Genomic DNA, 18616 nt, shown 5'->3' with positions numbered 1-18616 from the left:
CGTGGACCGGCCGCGCCCGTCCGCCGTAGGCTGACCGCGCGTCGATAGTGTGGAGCGGGCGACGGACGCCGTGGGTCTCCGACCGCTCCCGAGGGCCGTACGCTCCGGGTTGCGAGCGTGGGTATGGCGAAGTTGACCGGGGCGCGGACCGACCATCCGAAGCGGGCAGGGATGACAGGTGCATGACGACGGCAGGTACGACGATCCACGCGTGACCGGGTCGACCAGCGATCCCGTTTCACGTGAAACCGACTACCCGAGCTGGTCGCCCGGCGCGACCGCGCCATCGGCCCAATCCGCGGACAGCGAGCCGCCGCGCGGAGGTCCGGCAGATCACTCGACCGGGCCAGAAGGCGCGGACCCGACGGTTGTCCGACGGACAACGGAAGGGTCAACCCGACCGGCCAATGCCGCCGAGGTGCGGCAGACGCTGGGTCGGCGGAACACCGCAGCAGCCGTTCGCTTCGAGCCGGCGGTCCCGCACCAACCCGGCGCGGCGGTTGTTCGGGACGCCGCGCCGGTGGTCGCCGACGCCCCGGTCGCTTCGACCGAGTCGTTGGCTGCCGTGGCGGCCGATCCCACGTACGTTTCACGTGAAACCCCGACGCGCGAAGAGGATGACCCACCGTTGGCTATGGAGGCGATGCGCGCCGTGCAGATCCTGAATCCCAGTGGCGAGGTGACCATGCCTCGGCCGGACCGGACCCGGGTCATGTGCGTCGCCAACCAGAAGGGCGGCGTGGGCAAGACCACGACCACCGTCAACCTTGCGGTGGCGCTCGCCCTGCACGGCAACCGGGTGCTCGTGGTGGACCTCGATCCGCAGGGCAATGCCTCGACCGGGCTCAACGTCCCGCACCACACCGGGATCCCGGACGTCTACGACTGCCTCATCAACAGCGTGCCGCTGGCCGAGGTGGCGCAGGCGGTCGAGGGCATCCCCAACCTGTGGTGCGTGCCCGCGACCATCGACCTGGCCGGCGCGGAGATCGAGTTGGTGTCGGTGGTGGCGCGGGAGTCGCGCCTGGACCGGGCGATCGCCGCCTACCCGGGCGAGTTCGACTACGTCTTCATCGACTGCCCGCCCTCGCTCGGTCTGCTCACGGTCAACGCCCTGGTTGCCGCGCAGGAAGTGCTGATCCCGATCCAGTGTGAGTACTACGCGCTGGAGGGGCTCAACCAGCTGATCAACAACATCAACCTGGTGCGCCAACACCTCAACCCGAAGCTCGACGTCTCCACCATCCTGCTGACGATGTACGACCGGCGTACCCGGCTGGCCGACGCAGTCGAGCAGGACGTCCGGAACCACTTCGGAGACAAGGTTCTCCAGGCGGTCATCCCCCGTAACGTCCGGGTTTCCGAGGCACCCAGCTACGGGCAGTCGGTGATGACCTACGATCCCGGATCGCGGGGGGCCACGAGTTACTTCGAAGCCGCTCAGGAAATCGCCGAGCGGGGCGTCAAGGAGCCGGTGGGCCGGAATGCGTAGTGCGCACGAGTCGCTGGGAGGCGTGGCATGAAGAACCGTCCTCGGGGCGGTCTGGGTAGGGGCCTGGGGGCGCTGATCCCGACCGGGCCGGCGCCCACCGCCGCCGGCACCGCGACGGCTGAGCCGGAGAACGAGCTCCCGGACGATGCGGGTGCCGTAGCCGTCCCCACGGTGCCCGCCGTGGCGCCGGTTCACGAACCGGAGCCCACGCTCAGCCCGGTACCCGGAGCTCGATTCGCCGAGATTTCGGTCGACGCGATCCTGCCCAACCCGAAGCAGCCCCGCCAGGTCTTCGACGAGGAGGCACTGGAGGAGCTCAAGACCTCGATCCAGGAGGTCGGCTTCCTCCAGCCCATCGTGGTGCGTCAGCTCGACGACGAGAAGTACGAGCTGGTGATGGGCGAGCGGCGCTGGCGGGCCGCCCAGGCGGTGGGGCGGGAGAGCATCCCCGCGATCATCCGGGACACCCGTGACGACGCCATGCTCCGTGACGCCCTGTTGGAGAACATCCACCGGGCCAACCTGAACCCTCTCGAAGAGGCCGCCGCCTACCAGCAACTGCTGGAGGAGTTCGGGGCCACTCACGAGGAGTTGGCCCGCCGGATTGGCCGGAGTCGCCCGCAGATCTCCAACACCATCCGGCTGCTGAACCTGCCAGCCCAGGTGCAGCGCCGCGTTGCTGCGGGGATCCTGTCGGCAGGCCACGCCCGCGCCCTGCTGAGTCTCGACGAGGCCGAGGCGCAGGAGCAGCTGGCGTTGCGGATCGTGGCCGAGGGCCTGTCGGTTCGAGCGACCGAGGAAATTGTGGCCCTGGCACTCAATGACGGACCGGCGAAGGGTCAAGCCGCGAAACGGCGACCGAAGGCGCACGCGCCGGCGCTGACCGATCTCGCCGATCGGCTTTCCGACCGGTTCGACACCCGGGTAAAGGTGGACATCGGCCGGAGCAAGGGCAAGATCACTATTGAGTTCGCCACGGTGGACGACCTTGAGCGGATCGTCGGGATCATCGGAGTTCAGCAGGAGGAGAGCGGGGACTGAGTCCACCCTTCTCGCCCACGGCCGCGCTACCCGGAGGGGGCGCGGCCGTTCTGCATCCGACTCGTGCGTTTCACGTGAAACGGGGGCGGCTTCCCGTCCCTCTGGCGGGGTAGAGGCTCAAGGCGACCGACTGTCCCTGGTTTCCGCGCTCTGGCCACTCGTCGCGGCTCGTGCAGGGGCAACGCGTAGCTCTGTTTCACGTGAAACGGAGTCGCTGTGGACCGTCAGGACGCTGCGCGGCTCACGGGAGTGAGCATGCAGTGCCCCTGCGGGCCGCTGAGCGGCCCACTGCCGCACTGCATGCCGCTGGGGGTGGCTCTGGGCGGCCTGGGCTGTCCACGGTCATCTCAGTGCTCGTGCGGGGGTGGATCGTGCCGTGCGTGTTCCTACCCCCGCTCGCCTTCGCCCCGGTCCTCGCCCCGGTCCGTGCCCCGGCTCGCGCCCCCGCCTCGCGCCCGCGCTTTTGGCTCGTGCCCCGCCGCCAGTCTTGTGCCTGTGCCTGTGCCTCGTGCCTTGAGCCCCCCGGCTCGCGCTCCGTTCCGGCTCGCGCTCCGTTCCGGCTCGCGCCCCGAGCGTTGTGTGCTGTGGCAGTGCGGCGTGCACCGTGCGCCGCCCTGCGCGGTCCACCGCGCGCCGGTAAGCCGCTGTGCGCCGTGGGGCCGTGCCGCCCCGAGCCAATCAAGCGATCGTGACCGACTCCATGTCCGCGATATTGCGGTATCCCAGCGCCCGGGACGCAGCAATATCGGCGATATGGAGTCGGTCTTGTGCCCGCCCCGACCCGACCGTGCGCCGTGCCGTGCCGCGCCGTGGCGTGCCGCGCCGTGGCGTGCCGCGCCGCGCCGCGCCGCGCCGCGATCATGTGCCTCGTGCGGGCTCGCGTGGTGGTGCCTTTTCGACCAGCTTTGGGACAGCGGCCTCGCTGACCGCACGATGGCCGCCATACCTCTCCCATCGTGTGAGCACGCAGCTCCGGCCAACATCTCTGGGACGCCGCCCCGTGAGCCCATGCGCGTCGAGCCTTCCAGCGAGCGTGTCGGCAATCGTGCCGGCGTGGGCGCCGGCCCCCGGCGGCGCAGCCCGTCTCATCTGGAGGGGCATTCACTGAGGAAGAACGAGGTCAGGGCCGCACCGTTCCGGCAGCGGCGCCCAGGTGGGTCGCCGTCGAGCGATTCTGCGGTCCGCGGACAACGACCGTGGAGCCAAAAAGTTATCCACACCCGTTGTCCACAGGCACCCCCTGTTTCACGTGAAACAGCGCGTGGGAGCGGGTGCAAGCCTGTGGATGACGGCGTGTGTTCAGGATCTCGGCAGCCTGTGGATATCGCTTCTTGGTGCTAGTGGTGACTCGGCGTACCTGGTCGACGGAGGGCGATGATCCGGTCGGTCCAGGCCGGTCAAACAGGTAGGGACAGCGGTGCCAGACTCGGTTAGGGTCAGCGTCGTGCACGACACCCCTCCCTCAGTTCCGGACTTCACCCAGTGGCCGTCGTTCCCCTTCGAGGGTGACCTCCACGTGAAGCAACTCGATGATCCGGTCCCGGTCGAACCGCCTCGGAAGGGCGAGGGTCTCCGGGAATGCACCGCCTGCAACGCACCCGACGACGCCTATATCTGGGTGGGTGAGAGGTGGCGGGTACGCGCGATGGACCGGCCCACGGGCCTGCCCATGGTGCTCATCCTGGAATCGCGGACGCACCTCGATCTCGGTGACCTGCCGAACCTGCTCGCCGCCGAGTTGGGTGTGATGACCGTACGGCTGGAGCGGGCCATCCGGTCTCTCGACGGTGTGGCGCGGGTGCACGTCAATCGGTGGGGCGACGGCTCAGCCCACCTGCACATGTGGTTCCTCGCCCGACCGTACGGCCGCCTTCAGTTGCGGGGCACGTTCCTGTCACTGTGGGACTCGATTCTGCCGCCAATCTCCGAGGCGCAGTGGCGAGAGAATCTGGCGCTCGTCGCCGCCTGGCTCGCCGAATTCGGTGGCCGTCCGCTCGCTGAGCCGCCCCGCATCCAGTGGCAGGCGCCGTCCAGCCTGCTGGCTCAGTCCGCCGCTGCGGATGCCGCTGCCGCAGCGGCCGCAGCCGTTGCGGAAGCTGCTGTCGCGGAGGCAGTCTCGGTCATCGAGGCGGCAGATGAGATTCCGGAACCGGCGCCCGAGCCGACTCCCGGTGCGGAGCAGGCCGGCGGTGCGGAGCAGACCGGCGGCGACGTGGCGTCCTCAGCCGATCCCGTGCACCCGGATGCCGACGCCGACGCCGACGCCGACGCCGACCCCGATGCCGATGCCACGGCCGCCGTCAACGATCCGCCGGGTGGATCCACTCAGCCGGCCGCCACGACGAAGGTGGCGACCGACGCTCCCACCACTTCAGCGTCCACCGCCTCAGCGTCCAGTGCGGCGGCGTCCGCCGCTCAAGCGTTCCGCACCGACGCCCCGGTGGAACCCACCGGCGGACCCGCAATCCCTCGTCAGCGGTCGGGCGGTACCGATGACGAGGCCGCCACCGACGCGGCCAACGGAGCCACCAACCAGGCCGCCAAGCCCGGCGGCACCCGGGATGGCGGCACCTCGGACAGCGGCACCTCGGGTGTGGCACCTGCCGCAACCCCACACACGAACGGCACCACCCGCTGACACTGCGGGCCGACCATGAGGGGTGGCACCGGCAGACGGGCCGCACCCTCTTGGTCGGCCCTGGGCAGCGCTGCGCCCCAACCGATGCGCGAGTAGGTCAGGAAGTGGTGAGGCGTGCCGCCGCTCGGGCGACCAGGGTGCCGAGGAGTCGGCCAAAGTCCAGCCCCGCCGCCTGCACGGCGAGCGGCAGCAGCGACGTCTCCGTCATGCCGGGCGAGACGTTGACCTCCAGCACGTGCGGTTGGCCGGTGGCATCCACGATCACGTCGACGCGAGAGAGGTCCCGCAGACCGAGCGCGGTGTGCGCGGCGAGGGCCACGTCAGCGACGGTGGCGGCCACCTCCGGCGCCAGGCGGGCCGGAGCGTGCCAGGTGGTCCGTCCAGCCGTGTAGCGGGCGGCATAGTCGTACACGCCGTTACGCGGCACGATCTCCACCGGTGGCAGCGCCTGTGGCCCGTCGCCGAGATCGACCACGGAAACCGCCACGTCCATGCCGGGCACGTACCGCTCCACCAGGGCCGTGGAGTCGTACGCGAAGCAACCCACCATCGCGGCGGGCAGCGCCGCGGCGTCCCGGACCACCGCACCACCCAGCCCCGAACCGCCCTGTGCCGGCTTGACCATCAGGGGTAGGCCCAGTCGGTCGACGATCCGGTCCAGTACGGCGACCGCGCCAAGCTCGGAGAAGCGATCGTGCGGGAGGGCCACCCAGTCCGGGGTGGGGATGCCAGCCTCGCGGAGCACCGCCTTGGCCGACGGCTTGTCCCAGGCGACTCGGGAGGCACGGGCGTCGCAGCCGACGTACGGGATGTCGCACAGGTCCAGCACGCCGCGCAGCGAGCCGTCCTCGCCGGTGGCACCGTGCAGCGCGATGACCACCGCGTCCGGTGGGTCGGCGGCCAGCACCGGCAGCAGGGCCACGTCGGCGTCCCGCAGTTCGGCTTCCACCCCAACGGCGCGCAGTGCGTCGAGCACCCGGCGACCGGAGCGCAGTGAGACGTCCCGTTCGTAGGAAAGCCCACCCGCGAGCACCACAACGTGGAGGTCGGCCGAGACGGCGGAATTGGTCACGAGGAGGCGCTCGGCGGCGGTCGTACCCATGCCGGCATCATGCCAAGTCGGGCCCTGGCACGTCGGAGCCGGCCTGGCCGCGCCGGCCGGCGGCACCGCCCACGGCACCGAAGACCCGGCGCATCGCGGTCTCCTGCTCCATCACACCGGCGAGTCGGCGGACGCCCTCACGGATCCGCTCCGGCGGCGGAAAGCTGAAATTCAACCGCATGGCACCGGTGCCGGTGCCGTCGGCGTAGAAGCCGGTGCCGGGCACGTAAGCGACTCGGGCGGCGATCGCCCGCGGCATCATGGCCTTCGAGTCGAGCCCGTCGGGCAGGGTGGCCCACACGAAGAGACCGCCGGCCGGGGTGGTCCAGCTGGTGCCTTCGGGCATCAGGTCGGCCATCGCGTCGAGCAGGGCGTCCCGGCGTTCCCGGTAGACCTCCCGATAGACCTTGAGCTGCTGCCGCCACGGCATGGTGCCCAGATAGGTGGCCACTGCGGCCTGGGCGTAGCCACTGGGGCAGAGGATCTGCGCCTCGCTGGCGATGACCAGTTTGTCGCGTACCGCGTGCGGCGCCAGGATCCAGCCGACCCGCAGCCCCGGGGCAAAGGTCTTGGAGAAGGTGCTGAGGTAGAAGACGCCGTCCCGGCGGCGGGCCCGCAGCGGCGCTGGCGCCTCACCCTCGAACCCCAACTGACCGTACGGGTCGTCCTCGACGACGAGCAGGCCGGCGCGTTCGCAGATGTCGAGCACCCGCTCCCGGCGCTCCTCGCTGAGCGTCACGCCGGTGGGGTTCTGGTAGGTGGGGATCGTGTAGAGGAACTTCACCCGTCGACCCGCGCGGGCCAGGTCGGCGATGGCCGTCTCCAATGCCTCCGGGATCAGCCCGTCCGCATCCATCGCGACGTGCGCGACCTGCGCCTGGGCTGCCTGGAACACTCCGAGCGCACCGACGTACGTCGGCCCCTCGGCGAGCACCACGTCACCCGGGTCGAGGAAGAGTCGGGCCACCAGGTCCAGTGCCTGCTGCCCGCCGACGGTGACCACGACGTCCTCCGGTGAGGCGCCACACGCGGCGTCGATCCCGGAAAGCGACATCACCTCGCAGATCCGTTCGCGCAGCTCGAGGGTGCCTTGACCGATGCCGTACTGCAGGGTGGTCACGCCATGTTCGGAGCCGAGCCGGCCGAGCATCTCACCGACCGCGTCCAGAGGAAGCGCGGCGATGTACGGTGCGCCACCGGCGAGCGAGACGACCTCCGGACGACTGGCCACCGCGAACAATGCTCGAATCTCGGAGGCGGTCATCCCGCGTACCCGCCGGGCGTACCGGTCGGTGTAGTCGTCGAGCGTCGTGCCGGTCATGACCTCACCTCGATCGCTGCTCGGGTGGCTCCCGCCCCGGGTACCCCATCCACCGCTGACCATGGCGGCGGGACACCAATTGTCGATCCTAGTCCGCCAGCGCCACGCTGACGGCGTGCCGAGACGGATCGACCACATGGCGGACCGTCCTGGGCGTCCCCCGGTGTGGTGGGCATCTGCGCGTCCCCTCCCGCAGCGCCGATGCGCGGCGTACGATCGCTCGTCGGGGGGGCAGGAAGGCGGCGCTGTCGTTCCATGCCGGTCTTACCACCGAGCCTATTGTGGGGATGCGCCATATGTCGCGACGTCTGGTCAGCCTGACCCTCGACACGTTGGAAGACCTTCCTCGCCCGTGCCGGCAGTGCGTCTACTGGGAGCTTGATCCGGTCTCCGCGGACCGGGCCTGCGCCGCCGGCGACCCGGGTCTGGAGAAAGAGGCGTGGGTCTCCCAGACGTTGCTGGAGTGGGGCTCCTGCGGCAAGCTCGCGTACGTCGACGGCATGCCGGCGGGCTTCGTGATGTACGCCCCGCCTGCCTACGTGCCCCGCTCGATGGCGTTCCCGACCTCGCCGGTCTCCGCTGACGCGGCACTGCTGATGACCGCCAACGTGGTCGCCGCGTTCGCCGGTGGCGGGCTGGGCCGGATGCTGGTGCAGGGCGTCGCCCGGGACCTGACCAAGCGGGGGATCAAGGCCATCGAGGCGTTCGGCGACGCGAAGTTCGGCGACGCGGACGACCCTGCCGGTGGCTGCGTGGCACCCGTCGACTTCTTCCTCTCAGTGGGGTTCAAGACCGTACGTCCGCATCCGCGTTTCCCCCGGCTGCGCCTTGAGCTGCGGACCGCGCTGAGCTGGAAGTCCGACGTCGAGTACGCGCTGGAAAAGCTGCTCGGCTCGATGAGCCCGGAGACCCTGCTCCGCCCGGTCCGTCCCGCCCCGGCCACCCGCTCGACCAACGGCTGACGACTGAACCCGCGGCGACTGCCCACCGCGCAGCGGATCAGTCGAGCACCGTGCCGGCGGTGACGACGGCCCGTAGTTCGCTGACGTCCAGCGAGCCGGTGGGAACGTCCCGTTCGATCGGGTAGTACATCCGTTGCACCGCGGCCACGATCGCTTCCACCACCCGGTCCCGGAAGCGGGGGTCGACCAGGTGGGCGCGGTCCGTGGGCGAGGTGAGGTAGCCGACCTCGACCCGGACGGCGGGCATCCGCGTCAGTCGCAGAAGGTCCCAGGTCTTGGCATGGGTGCGGCAGTCCCGTAGCCCGGTCCGGGCGACGATCTCCCGCTGCACCAGCCCGGCCAGGCGTTCACCCGTCGCGGACGTCACCCCGTTGTCGGTGCCGTAGTGGTAGGTCGCGACGCCCTCCGCGGCCGGGTTGGCGTGACCGTCCACGTGCAGCGAGATGAACACGTCGGCGCCCAGCGAATTGGCCAGCAGGGCACGGTCGGCATCCGGCAGGCATCTGTCGGGCGACGGGCCCCGGGTGAGTTGCACCCGCACCCCGGTTGCGGCGAGTCGCCCCTCCAGCCGGCTGGCCAGGTCATGCATCAGGTCCGCTTCCGTCCAGCGCAGCGACCCGTCGGGCACCACCATGCCAGGGTCGGTGCCCCCGTGCCCGGGGTCGATGACCACCGTCTTGCCGACCAACGCCGGCCCGGACTGCCGGATAGCGTCAGATTCGCGTAGCCACTGCGGGCGGCCGCCGACCACCTTGCGGCCGATCCGGCGCAGCGCGTTCATGGTGTGGGGGCCGCAGGAGCCGTCGGGGGTGAGGCCCACCTCGCGTTGGAACTGGGCCACGGCCCGGGAGGTGCGGATGCCGTAGATGGCGTCCGCCCGGCCCACGTCGTACCCCATCTCCAGCAGTCGCTCCTGCAGCGACCGGACGTCCTCGCCGCTGAGTGGATCGGGGACCGCGTGGTAGAGGGTGCGGGCGCCGAGCCGCCAGCGGGCGGCGTCCAGGGCGCGCCAGGTCTCCGCCCCGACCCGGCCGTCCACGCTGAGCCCTCGGGACTGCTGGAAAGCGCGGACCGCTCGCTCGGTGTCGAGGTTGAACTCGTCGGTGTGCGGCCCGGCGACGGTGAGCAGGTCGAGGCCGGTCAGGATGCTGCGGATCTCGGTGACCGCGGGTCCCCGGTCACCGGGTCGGATCGGACGCACGCACGACCCCCTCTGCACGACGCTGGCTGGCCGGGCGGCCCAGGCTTGAGGCTATGCGTTCCGAGGCGGCGAGGTGGCTTGGGCGGGAAAAACGCGGCCGGGAAGACACTGAACCCCGCACCCGGCGAGCGGGTACGGGGTTCAGTGGATGTTTCTGCTGGTCAGAGAGCCGATTCGATGAGTCGGACCAGCTCACCCTTCGGCTTGGCACCGGCGATCGACTGCACCGGCTCGCCGTTCTTGAAGACGGTGAGCGTCGGCACCGACATCACCCGGTAGGCCCGGGCGGTCTCGGGGTTCTCGTCGATGTTGAGCTTGACGATGGTGACCTGGTCACCCATCTCGCCGGCGATCTCCTCGAGCAGCGGCGACACCTTGCGGCACGGCCCGCACCACTCGGCCCAGAAGTCCACCAGAACCGGCTTGTCGGCCTGCAGCACGTCGGCGATGAAACTCGCGTCGGTGACCGCCTTGGTCTTTCCCACTATGCCCCTCCTCCGGGATGTGTTGCGTTGCTTCAGCTGAGCGTCGCGATGAACCGCTCGGCGTCGAGCGCGGCGGCACAACCGGTGCCGGCCGCGGTGATCGCCTGACGGTAGGTGTGGTCGACCACGTCGCCGGCGGCGAAGACGCCGGGCACGTTGGTGCTGGTGCCGGGGGCCTGGACCTTCACGTAGCCCTCGTCGTCCAGCTCGACCTGGCCACGGAAGAGTTCGCTGCGCGGGTCGTGACCGATGGCCACGAAGACTCCGGTGACGTCCAGCACCTTGGTTTCGCCGGTGTGCACGTTTCGGACCCGTACGCCGGTGACCTTGCCGTCATCGCCGAGGATCTCCTCGACGGTGCTGTTCCACTCGACCTTGATCTTCTCGTTGCTCAGCGCCCGGTCGGCCATGATCTTGCTGGCCCGGAACGAGTCGCGCCGGTGGATGATGGTGACCGATTCGGCGAAGCGGGTGAGGAAGGTGGCCTCCTCCATCGCCGAGTCACCGCCACCGACGACCACGATCTGCTGGTTGCGGAAGAAGAAGCCGTCACAGGTGGCGCACGCGGAGACGCCGTGGCCGAGGAACTCCTGCTCACCAGGCACGCCCAGCGGACGCCAGGCCGAACCGGTGGAAAGGATGACCGCTCGGGCGCGGTAGGCGGTCTCGCCGACCCAGACGGTGCTCACCGCACCGGAGCCGGCGTCGCCGGTGTCCACCAGCTCGACACGGGTCACGTCGTCGGTGAGGAACTCCGCACCGAACCGCTCGGCCTGCTTGCGCATGTTGTCCATCAGCTCGGGGCCGAGGATGCCGTCCGCGAAGCCGGGGAAGTTTTCCACCTCGGTCGTGGTCATCAGCGCGCCACCGGACTGCACGCCCTCAATGATCAGCGGCTTCAGGTTGGCGCGTGCGGCGTAGACCGCCGCCGTGTAGCCGGCCGGCCCGGAGCCGATGATGATCAGGTTGCGGACCTCGTCCACTGCCGTCTCCCGAGTTGTGTGTGTTCGGCGTCGGCGCGAGCACCGATGCTGATCCGAGTTGCCGACGCCTGGGTGGGGCCGGCAGCTGACTTCCAGAACGTCATCGTACGAACCGGGGATTCCCGAGCCGGGCATCCGGTGGGTCAGGTCACGTGGGCGGTCTACGTGCCGTTGACCGTGGATTCACCCTACCCGCGCTGAATACCGGCTGTCCGAGCCGGACCCAGGCACGCCGCACTCCGGGCCGCTCACCCAGGCCCAGCGGGCCCCGGTCGCGTCGGTGAAACGGATGATTAGCGCCTGCTCGCCCTGGAACCGCGCGTAGTCGATCACCTCGACCACCAGCGGGGCGGATCCGTGCTCCGCCGCCACCTCGGCCAGGCAGGTCGTCAGCGCGGCCTCTGCGGTCAGCCGGGCCAGTTGGTCCCGCCCGTCGGGCGAGGGACGTCGATCCTCCTCGGCGTCCACCCCCGGCTGGGTGCCAGGCGTGCTGCCGGTGGCCCGGGTGGGGACCGGTCTGCTCTGCGCGTCAGCGCCCTGCGCGTCGCCGAGGGTTTGCGGGGTGTAGTCCGTACCGCTGCGCAGTGCCGGCCCGGTGGTGCGGGCCGCCCCCGCCGCCGCGGCGGCCTCGGGTGCGCTGGCCGGGTGGTTCAGGGCGCTGCCGGCGGTGTCCGCCGCGTTCATCGAGAGCTGGTTGAGGCCGAGCGCGACCGCGACGACGGCGATCGCCGCGGCGGCCACCGGCGCGCCTCGGCGGACCCAGCCGCGCCGGCGACGACCCGGGCCGGTGGGCGCCCAGCGACTCGACCCGGCGGGTGTGGGGACGGCTGGCCGGCGACCAGCTCCGCCTTGCACCGGAACGACCGGCGGCGTGGCGTCGTCGCCGTGCCGGTCGACCTCGGGAGCGTCGGTGTCCTCGTCGGTCGAGGCGTCCTTCGGCATCGCTCCTGCGGCGGCCAGCGCGGCGAAGAGACGGTCGGCGGTCGCCTGCGGCATCTCGGGCGACGGCTCGGCCCAACGGGCCAGGTCCGCGCGGACCTCCGTCAGCGCGGGAGCGAGCAGCGCGTACGCCTCGGCCCAGGCCGGGTCCGTGGACACCAGCCGGGCGACCTCCTCCTGCTGCGGGGTGCCGTCCAACGCCCCGCCGAGGTAGTCAGCGAGGAGGTCGTCGTCGACCTCCCGGAACCCCTCGGTCGTCACGTGTCCTCCTGGTTGGCGTCCCGCCGATACCGGCCCGACCCCGATCCGACGCCCTCGGCCGGGCCTGGGTTCCCCGGCGTGACGCCCGGCACCTCTCTGGTCGAGCCGGTCGGGTCCGGTCGGGCTGAAGGCGTCGTGGCGACGGCAGGGCGAAGATGCCCGAGCAGCGCCGCGAGCCGGGCCCGCCCCCGGGCACATCGGCTCTTCACCGTCCCCTCGGCGACACCGAGGATCCGGGCGACCTCGGCGACCGGGTAGCCCTGTACGTCCACCAGCACCAGCGCGGCACGTTGCTCGATGGGCAGCGTGGCGAGCGCCTCGCGGACCACCAGCGCGGTGTCGTGGTCCTGCGCGGGTGCGGTCGGCTCCACACCGCCGATGCCCGAGCCGGCCTCCGCACGGTTGCCGTCCGGAAGCGGCACGGTCGGGTGCGCCTGCCGACGACGGATCCGGTCCAGGCAGGCGTTCACCACGATGCGGTGCAGCCAGGTCGTGACGGCTGAGTCACCTCGGAACCGGCCGGCCGCCCGGTGCGCGGAGAGCAGCGCGTCCTGGAGTGCGTCGGCGGCCTCCTCACGGTCACCGAGCGTACGCAGGGCGACCGCCCAGAGCCGGTCGCGGTGCCGGTGGAACAGCTCGGCGAAAGCGTGCTGGTCACCATCGACGTGGGCACGCAGCAACTCCAGATCTGAAGCGGCGGCGTGCCCGTCCATCACCACGCCCTGCGGATGCGGTGCCACGGGGTAGGTGCCGGGCTCACGACCCCTGGACCGTGATCTCCTGGACGTCGACCTGGAAGCCCCGCTCGCTGGCCGGCAACTCGGTGATCCAGAACAGCAGGTACTGGTATTTCGCGTCGGCGTCGAAGCCGTCGAACGCCATGGTCGTGCCATCGTGGTCCACGAACGGCTGCCCAATGGCGGTCTTGTCGGTCTTGTAGTTGGCCATCAGCTGCTTGTCGCCGTTGGAGGTCGACGGCGGGTTGATGGTGCCGGTGAGGAGTTGGGCGGAGGCGCCGCGGGCCGAGAGCACCGCCTGCACCGACTTGACGGTGTGCGGCTCGCCGAGATCCAGCCAGATCCCCATGCCCGACTTCCGGTTGCCGAACTTGGCGGCCGTGTACGTATCGGTGCCCCAGCCCTTGTCCGCGTCGCCGTCGATCACCTTGTCGGCGCCGCCCAGCTCATCGCGCTTCTGGCTGTCCGGGTCGATGATCCGGACGTCCTTCACGGGCAGCTTGCGGACAGTGGCGGCGGCCGGGGTGGCATCGCCGGCCGGGGCGGTCGCGGACGGAGCGGGGCTCTGGCCGGCCTGCGGGTCCTTGTCGCCCAGCGTGCTGATCCCGATCAGCAGACCGACCAGGGCGACCGCCAGCAGACCGGCGATGCCCACGGCGACCTTGCGACCACCTGCCGCGGCCAACGGCGACGGCTCTTCCCCGGTGTCGGCAGCGAACCGCAGCGGGCCGCTGTTTTCGAGGTAGTGCTCCTCCTCGGCCGGCACGTCCAGTCGGGCCAACTCGGCGGCGAGCACATCGGAGGACGGCGGCGCGATCTCGGCGTCGAGCAGATCCATGGTCAGGTCGTCGAGGTACGCGGGCACACCCGCCCGGACCTGACGGGGCGCCGCGAGGGCGCCCCCGGCATCCCGAACGGCGTCCGGGATGGCGGCACGGCCATGGCCGGCGGTGGCGCCGTGCAGCGGTGCCTCGGCGTGCGGCCAGTAGCCGGTCAGGGCGAAGTAGAGGACGCCGCCGACTGCCCGGATGTCGTTCTCCTGGCTGTCGGCGCCATCGGTGCGCGCGTCGGCCAGGACCACGCGGCCCTCGTCACTGATCATGACGGTGCCGGGGTGGACGTTGCCGTGCACCATGCCGGTGGCGTGCACTGCGGCGAGTGCGCTCGCGACGGCGTTGCCGATCGAGGTTGCGCGGGCCGGATCCAGCGGACCATCGGTCGCCAGGTCACGCAGGGACTGCCCGTCGACCCACTCGCGCACCACGTACGCCCGGTCGGCCTCGTCGATCGCGTCGTACACGCCGACCAGGTTGGGGTGGATGACGCGGCTGGCCGCGACGGCGGCTTGAAGCATTTCGGTGGCGGAGTCGCCACCCGGGTAGCGCAGCACCACCGCGACGGGACGGCGCAGGATGACATCGACCCCGCGCCAGACCAGTCGACCCGCGCTGTCGTTGTTGATGTGCTCGACCAGCTCGTAACGCTCGGCGAGGACTTCACCGGCCGTGGGAGCACCGAAGGTCATGACCGGAGGAGCGCTTTCGTCCGCCTCCTGACCCTCGCCGACCTGAGTCACCCGTCCTCCCTCGGTGATCGTGTCGATCGATGGACCCGCACTGCTGGGCATGTGGCTTCCCGCTCTGCCGTTGAAGGAACCGGCCGACCGGTGTCGACGCGCAGCGTCGGCCCCTGCCGTACCCGTCGAGAGCGACCTTACCTGGGTTGCCCGTCTCCCCGACATGTCATCTTCCCGCCGTAACCGGCGGGCTTCCGGCAGTCGAAGAACTCGTCCGGTTACGACCGTTGTCAGCCACGTTGCTGGCACATGTACTAGCTAATCTACGGCTTCACCGCAAGTGACCGACGCCGGGGCTGGGCTGTTGGGACACTCCCGCCAACAGGCATGTTCCCGCCGATCGGCTTGCCACGCTCAGCCGTACGGTTGGTTATCCACAGGCTGATGCGGTGGGTGACCGGCGAATCGCGGAGTTATCCACAGGCGTGTCCCCAGCCTGGTGATCCGCCGTCACGGTCCGTGTGGTTGGCAAATTTTGTGACCGACCGCTGCCGGTCAGCGACCGAGGCGGCGGCGGACCATGCCGACCACCTCGGTGATCTCTCCGATCCGCAGCAGCATGGCCAGACCCAGGTAGGTCCCGCCGATCACCGCGCCGCCGATGAGGAGTTGCACGATGGCCTCGAGACGGGTCGGCGTGGCGTCGCCGGGGAGCAGCTTGACCACGAGCAGGCCGACCAGCGCTGCGCCGAGTGCCGCGAGCAGGACCCGGCCGGCGGTGCGAGTGATCTCGCCGAGGCCGATACGGCCGACCCGGGGACGGAGCAGCCAGGCGGACCCGATTGCCGCCGCCAGATAGGAGACCGCGTTACCGATCATCATCCCGGCGCCGGCGAAGGTCGCCGAGAAGGCCACGAAGAGCACGATCTGCACGCCGACCCGCAGCGCCACCACTGGGATGTTGATCAGCGCGGGGGTGCGGGTGTCCGGCAGCGCGTAGAAGGCGAAGGTGAAGAGCTGGCTCACCGCGAACGGAACCAGCGCCACCGCTGCGGCGAGCAGCACGACGGAGGTGGCGGTGGCGTTGTCCTCGTTGAAGGCGCCGAACCGGAACAGAGTGAACGCGATCGGCGTGGCGAGGACGGCGTAGCAGACCGCGATCGGCGCGAGCACCGCGGTGACCGTGCGGGTGCCCCGGGAAAGGTCGGCGGCGAGGTCGGCGTACCGGCCGTCGGCGGCGGCCGCGCTCATCCGGGGCATCAGCGCCGTGATGATCGAGACGGCGATGATGCCGTGTGCGGTCATCAGCAGCAGGAAGACGTTGTTGTAGATCAGTGGCCCGGCGGCGTTCTCCTCGCGCACCCGGTTCAGCAGGTTGAAGAGCACGATCAGGCCGACCTGGCTCACCGCGACGTAGCAGATCATCCAGGCCCCGAGTCGACCCAGTTCCCGCAGGCCGAGCGCCCGGAAGTCGAAGCGCAGCTTCCAGCGGAACCCGACCTTGCGCAGCGCCGGCAGCAGACCGATTGCCTGGACCGCGACGCCGAGCAGGGTGCCGCCACCGATGAGGAAGACCCGCCCGGGGGTCATGTCATCCGGCCGGACGATCTTCGCCCCGAACACGGCGATGTAGAGGCCGGCAGTGCCGATGACCACCAGGTTGTTGAGGATCGGCGCCCACATCGGCGCGGCGAAGTGACCCCGGGTGTTGAGCACCGCGCTGATGAGCGCGCTCAACCCGGAGAAGAAGATCATTGGCAGTGTCAGGTACGACAGGCTGGTGACCAGGCCCGAATACCCGTTGGTCGACTCGTGGCCGCCATACAGCCAGGTCAGCGGCGACGCCAGGGCCACCGCCAGGACGGCAGCCGCGCCGAGCGCCAGCACCGCGAGGGTCAGCAGCCGCTGGGCGTACGCCTGGCCGCCGTCGGCATCGATCTTGCGTCGGCGCACCAGCACCGGGATTAGCACGCTGGTGAGGACGCCGCCCAGCAGGAACTCGTAGACCATCCCGGGCAGGATCTGCGCCGTGGTGTACGCGTTGCCGACGAACCCGCCACCGAGCGCCGCCCCGATCACCAGGTTGCGGAGGAAGCCCGTACCCCGGCTGACCAGGCTGCCGACCGCCATCACCGCACTGTTGGTCGCGGCGCTAGCCTCGCCCACCTGCTCCTGCGGAGGTGCGGTCGACTCCATCGACGGCTGGTTGAGCGGCTCCGCGGAGATGAAGGTGGCGCCGTCGCCGGGCCGGAAGCCAGCGCCCGCACCACCCTCCGTGGCGTTGGCGCTGCGGTAGAGCCCGCCGCTCATCTCCAGCCTCCCAGGGGGTATGTCGAGTCGGGCACCGACCCGCACGCCACAGACCTTAGTCAACCGCCACCCGTTACCCGCGCCCGGCGGATCCGATCACACCTCGGCCCGATAGGCTGGCGATCCCATGTCCGAAGCCTCCGCTCCCCACGCCGCCGACCGCCGCGAACTCACCGCCGCGCAGCGCAACGCCGTTGCCGAACTGCTCCGGGTCTCCCCGGTCGCGGACGAGTTGGGCCGCCGGTTCGTCCGTGCCGGCCACGAATTGCACCTGGTGGGCGGTTCGGTGCGGGATGCCCTGCTCGGCCGACTCGGCGACGACCTCGACTTCTGCACCGACGCGCACCCGGACGAGACCCTGCGGATCCTCAAGGGCTGGGCCGAGTCGATCTGGGAGACCGGTCGGGAGTTCGGCACCATCGGCGCTCAGCGCGACGGCCTCCAGTTGGAGATCACCACTTTCCGCGCGGAGTCGTACGACCAGGTCAGCCGCAACCCCGTGGTGGTGTACGGCACCAGCCTCGACGAGGACCTCAAGAGGCGCGACTTCACGATCAACGCGATGGCGGTGAGCCTGCCGGAGCACCGCTTCACCGACCCGCACGGCGGGCTGGACGACCTCTCGGCCAAGGTGATCCGCACCCCGAGCACGCCCGGTGAGTCGTTCGGCGACGACCCGTTGCGGATGCTGCGGGCCGCCCGGTTCGCCGCGCAGTTGCGCTTTGCCGTGCACCCGGACGTGCATACGGCGATGACCGAGATGGCCGCCGACCTGGATCGGATCACCGCCGAGCGGATCCGCGACGAGTTCACCAAGCTGCTCTGCGGCGCCGACCCGATCACCGGGCTGCGGCTGCTTGTCGACACCGGGCTGGCCGAGCGGTTCCTGCCGGAGCTGACCGGCCTCAAGCTGGAGATCGACGAGCACGCCCAGCACAAGGACGTCTACGAGCACACGCTGACGGTCGTCGAGAATGCCGTCTCCTACGAGGAGGAGGGCTGCGACTTCATCCTGCGGATGGCCGCCCTCCTGCACGACGCGGGCAAGCCGGCGACGAAGGCGGTCGGGTCCGACGGCCGGGTCAGCTTCCACCACCACGAGGTGGTCGGCGCCCGGCTGACCAAGGCTCGGATGAAGGCGATGCGGTACCCGAAGGACGTCACCGCCAAGGTGACCGCGCTGGTCGCGCTGCATCTGCGCTTCTACGGGTACGGACGGGGCGAGTGGACCGACTCGGCGGTGCGCCGCTATGTCGCCGATGCCGGCGACCTGCTGCCCCGACTGCACAAGCTGACCCGCTCGGACTGCACGACCCGTAACCGGCGCAAGGCCGCCCAGCTCGCCGCGGACTACGACGCGCTGGAGGAGCGGATCGCCCGGATCGAGGCCGAGGAGGACCTGGCCCGGGTCCGCCCCGACCTGGACGGCAACGCGATCATGGAGCTGCTCGGCGTACCGCCGGGGCCGGTGGTCGGGCGGGCCTGGAAGCACCTCAAGGAGCAGCGCCTCGAGCACGGCCCACTGGACCGGGACGCCGCCGAGGTCGAGCTGCTGCGCTGGGCCCGTGCCGAGGGCCTGATCGACTGACGGGCGCCGCCCCCCAGACTGGGAGCAGCGCCCGTCGGCG

At 70.5% G+C, this 18616-nt stretch carries 14 protein-coding genes; 5 read left to right on the top strand and 9 right to left on the bottom strand.

Features of this window, described 5'->3' with window-relative positions; all coding sequences use genetic code 11:
• Positions 1-178: 178 nt before the first annotated feature.
• The 3 genes from JOD64_RS14265 (at position 179) to JOD64_RS32990 (ending at position 5171) form a co-directional block, all read left to right on the top strand.
• Complete coding sequence (locus tag JOD64_RS14265; RefSeq protein WP_307813401.1) at positions 179-1492, top strand: ParA family protein; 1314 nt, start codon at positions 179-181, stop codon at positions 1490-1492.
• A 27-nt stretch (positions 1493-1519) separates the two neighbouring features.
• Positions 1520-2533 (top strand): ParB/RepB/Spo0J family partition protein, encoded by a 1014-nt coding sequence (locus tag JOD64_RS14260; protein ID WP_204942678.1) that lies wholly within the window; start codon positions 1520-1522, stop codon positions 2531-2533.
• Between the two features lie 1669 nt (positions 2534-4202).
• Complete coding sequence (locus JOD64_RS32990; protein ID WP_239560899.1) at positions 4203-5171, top strand: hypothetical protein; 969 nt, start codon at positions 4203-4205, stop codon at positions 5169-5171.
• 97 nt (positions 5172-5268) lie between these two features.
• Here the strand turns inward: JOD64_RS32990 and JOD64_RS14250 are convergent, their stop codons facing one another.
• Together JOD64_RS14250 and JOD64_RS14245 are read right to left on the bottom strand one after the other, a co-directional pair.
• On the bottom strand, positions 5269-6273 hold the full coding sequence (locus JOD64_RS14250) for a D-alanine--D-alanine ligase family protein (protein ID WP_204942677.1): 1005 nt from the start codon (positions 6271-6273) through the stop codon (positions 5269-5271).
• A 7-nt stretch (positions 6274-6280) separates the two neighbouring features.
• Entirely contained in the window at positions 6281-7594 is a 1314-nt protein-coding gene (locus JOD64_RS14245) for an aminotransferase-like domain-containing protein (RefSeq protein ID WP_204942676.1), read from the bottom strand.
• 296 nt (positions 7595-7890) lie between these two features.
• On the opposite strand from JOD64_RS14245, the gene JOD64_RS14240 reads away from it, so the two are divergent.
• Positions 7891-8556, top strand: a complete 666-nt coding sequence (locus JOD64_RS14240) for a GNAT family N-acetyltransferase (RefSeq protein WP_110564833.1) — start codon at positions 7891-7893, stop codon at positions 8554-8556.
• Between the two features lie 37 nt (positions 8557-8593).
• Here JOD64_RS14240 and JOD64_RS14235 read toward each other — a convergent pair whose 3' ends face one another.
• The 7 genes from JOD64_RS14235 to murJ form a co-directional block, all read right to left on the bottom strand.
• Positions 8594-9757 (bottom strand): N-acetylmuramoyl-L-alanine amidase, encoded by a 1164-nt coding sequence (locus JOD64_RS14235; RefSeq protein WP_204942675.1) that lies wholly within the window; start codon positions 9755-9757, stop codon positions 8594-8596.
• Between the two features lie 161 nt (positions 9758-9918).
• Complete coding sequence (gene trxA, locus JOD64_RS14230) at positions 9919-10242, bottom strand: thioredoxin (RefSeq protein ID WP_204942674.1); 324 nt, start codon at positions 10240-10242, stop codon at positions 9919-9921.
• A 32-nt stretch (positions 10243-10274) separates the two neighbouring features.
• A complete protein-coding gene (trxB, locus tag JOD64_RS14225) occupies positions 10275-11225 on the bottom strand; it encodes a thioredoxin-disulfide reductase (protein WP_204942673.1) in 951 nt (316 codons plus the stop codon).
• Between the two features lie 183 nt (positions 11226-11408).
• Positions 11409-12425 carry an RsmA family anti-sigma factor gene (locus tag JOD64_RS14220; RefSeq protein ID WP_204942672.1) on the bottom strand — a complete coding sequence of 339 codons (1017 nt, stop codon included), beginning with the start codon at positions 12423-12425 and terminating at the stop codon, positions 11409-11411.
• Positions 12422-13138 carry an RNA polymerase sigma factor SigM gene (gene sigM / locus JOD64_RS14215; RefSeq protein ID WP_204946058.1) on the bottom strand — a complete coding sequence of 239 codons (717 nt, stop codon included), beginning with the start codon at positions 13136-13138 and terminating at the stop codon, positions 12422-12424. The genes JOD64_RS14220 and sigM overlap by 4 nt, the downstream gene beginning before the upstream one ends.
• 43 nt (positions 13139-13181) lie before the next feature.
• Positions 13182-14789: a protein kinase family protein gene (locus JOD64_RS14210; RefSeq protein ID WP_204942671.1), complete on the bottom strand. Its 1608-nt coding sequence runs from the start codon at positions 14787-14789 to the stop codon at positions 13182-13184.
• A 444-nt stretch (positions 14790-15233) separates the two neighbouring features.
• Positions 15234-16988, bottom strand: a complete 1755-nt coding sequence (gene murJ / locus JOD64_RS14205) for a murein biosynthesis integral membrane protein MurJ (RefSeq protein ID WP_204942670.1) — start codon at positions 16986-16988, stop codon at positions 15234-15236.
• A gap of 127 nt (positions 16989-17115) precedes the next feature.
• On the opposite strand from murJ, the gene JOD64_RS14200 reads away from it, so the two are divergent.
• The gene (locus JOD64_RS14200) at positions 17116-18576 is read left to right on the top strand and encodes a CCA tRNA nucleotidyltransferase (protein WP_204942669.1); all 1461 of its coding nucleotides are present in this window, start codon (positions 17116-17118) and stop codon (positions 18574-18576) included.
• The last annotated feature ends 40 nt before the right edge of the window (positions 18577-18616 follow it).

This window comes from Micromonospora luteifusca, assembly GCF_016907275.1.
GTDB classification, from domain to species: domain Bacteria; phylum Actinomycetota; class Actinomycetes; order Mycobacteriales; family Micromonosporaceae; genus Micromonospora; species Micromonospora luteifusca.
Note: the sequence above shows the minus strand (reverse complement) of the source record. Positions and strands in the feature narration are given on the sequence as shown.

What these genes read in the sequence shown, in the direction of transcription:
- JOD64_RS14200 (WP_204942669.1), top strand. Translation starts at nt 17,116, where the DNA reads ATGTCCGAAGCCTCCGCTCCCCACGCCGCCGACCGCCGCGAACTCACC.
- sigM (WP_204946058.1), bottom strand. Translation starts at nt 13,138, where the DNA reads ATGGACGGGCACGCCGCCGCTTCAGATCTGGAGTTGCTGCGTGCCCAC.
- JOD64_RS14210 (WP_204942671.1), bottom strand. Translation starts at nt 14,789, where the DNA reads ATGCCCAGCAGTGCGGGTCCATCGATCGACACGATCACCGAGGGAGGA.
- murJ (WP_204942670.1), bottom strand. Translation starts at nt 16,988, where the DNA reads ATGAGCGGCGGGCTCTACCGCAGCGCCAACGCCACGGAGGGTGGTGCG.
- JOD64_RS14245 (WP_204942676.1), bottom strand. Translation starts at nt 7,594, where the DNA reads ATGACCGGCACGACGCTCGACGACTACACCGACCGGTACGCCCGGCGG.
- JOD64_RS32990 (WP_239560899.1), top strand. Translation starts at nt 4,203, where the DNA reads ATGGTGCTCATCCTGGAATCGCGGACGCACCTCGATCTCGGTGACCTG.
- JOD64_RS14260 (WP_204942678.1), top strand. Translation starts at nt 1,520, where the DNA reads ATGAAGAACCGTCCTCGGGGCGGTCTGGGTAGGGGCCTGGGGGCGCTG.
- JOD64_RS14240 (WP_110564833.1), top strand. Translation starts at nt 7,891, where the DNA reads ATGTCGCGACGTCTGGTCAGCCTGACCCTCGACACGTTGGAAGACCTT.
- JOD64_RS14250 (WP_204942677.1), bottom strand. Translation starts at nt 6,273, where the DNA reads ATGGGTACGACCGCCGCCGAGCGCCTCCTCGTGACCAATTCCGCCGTC.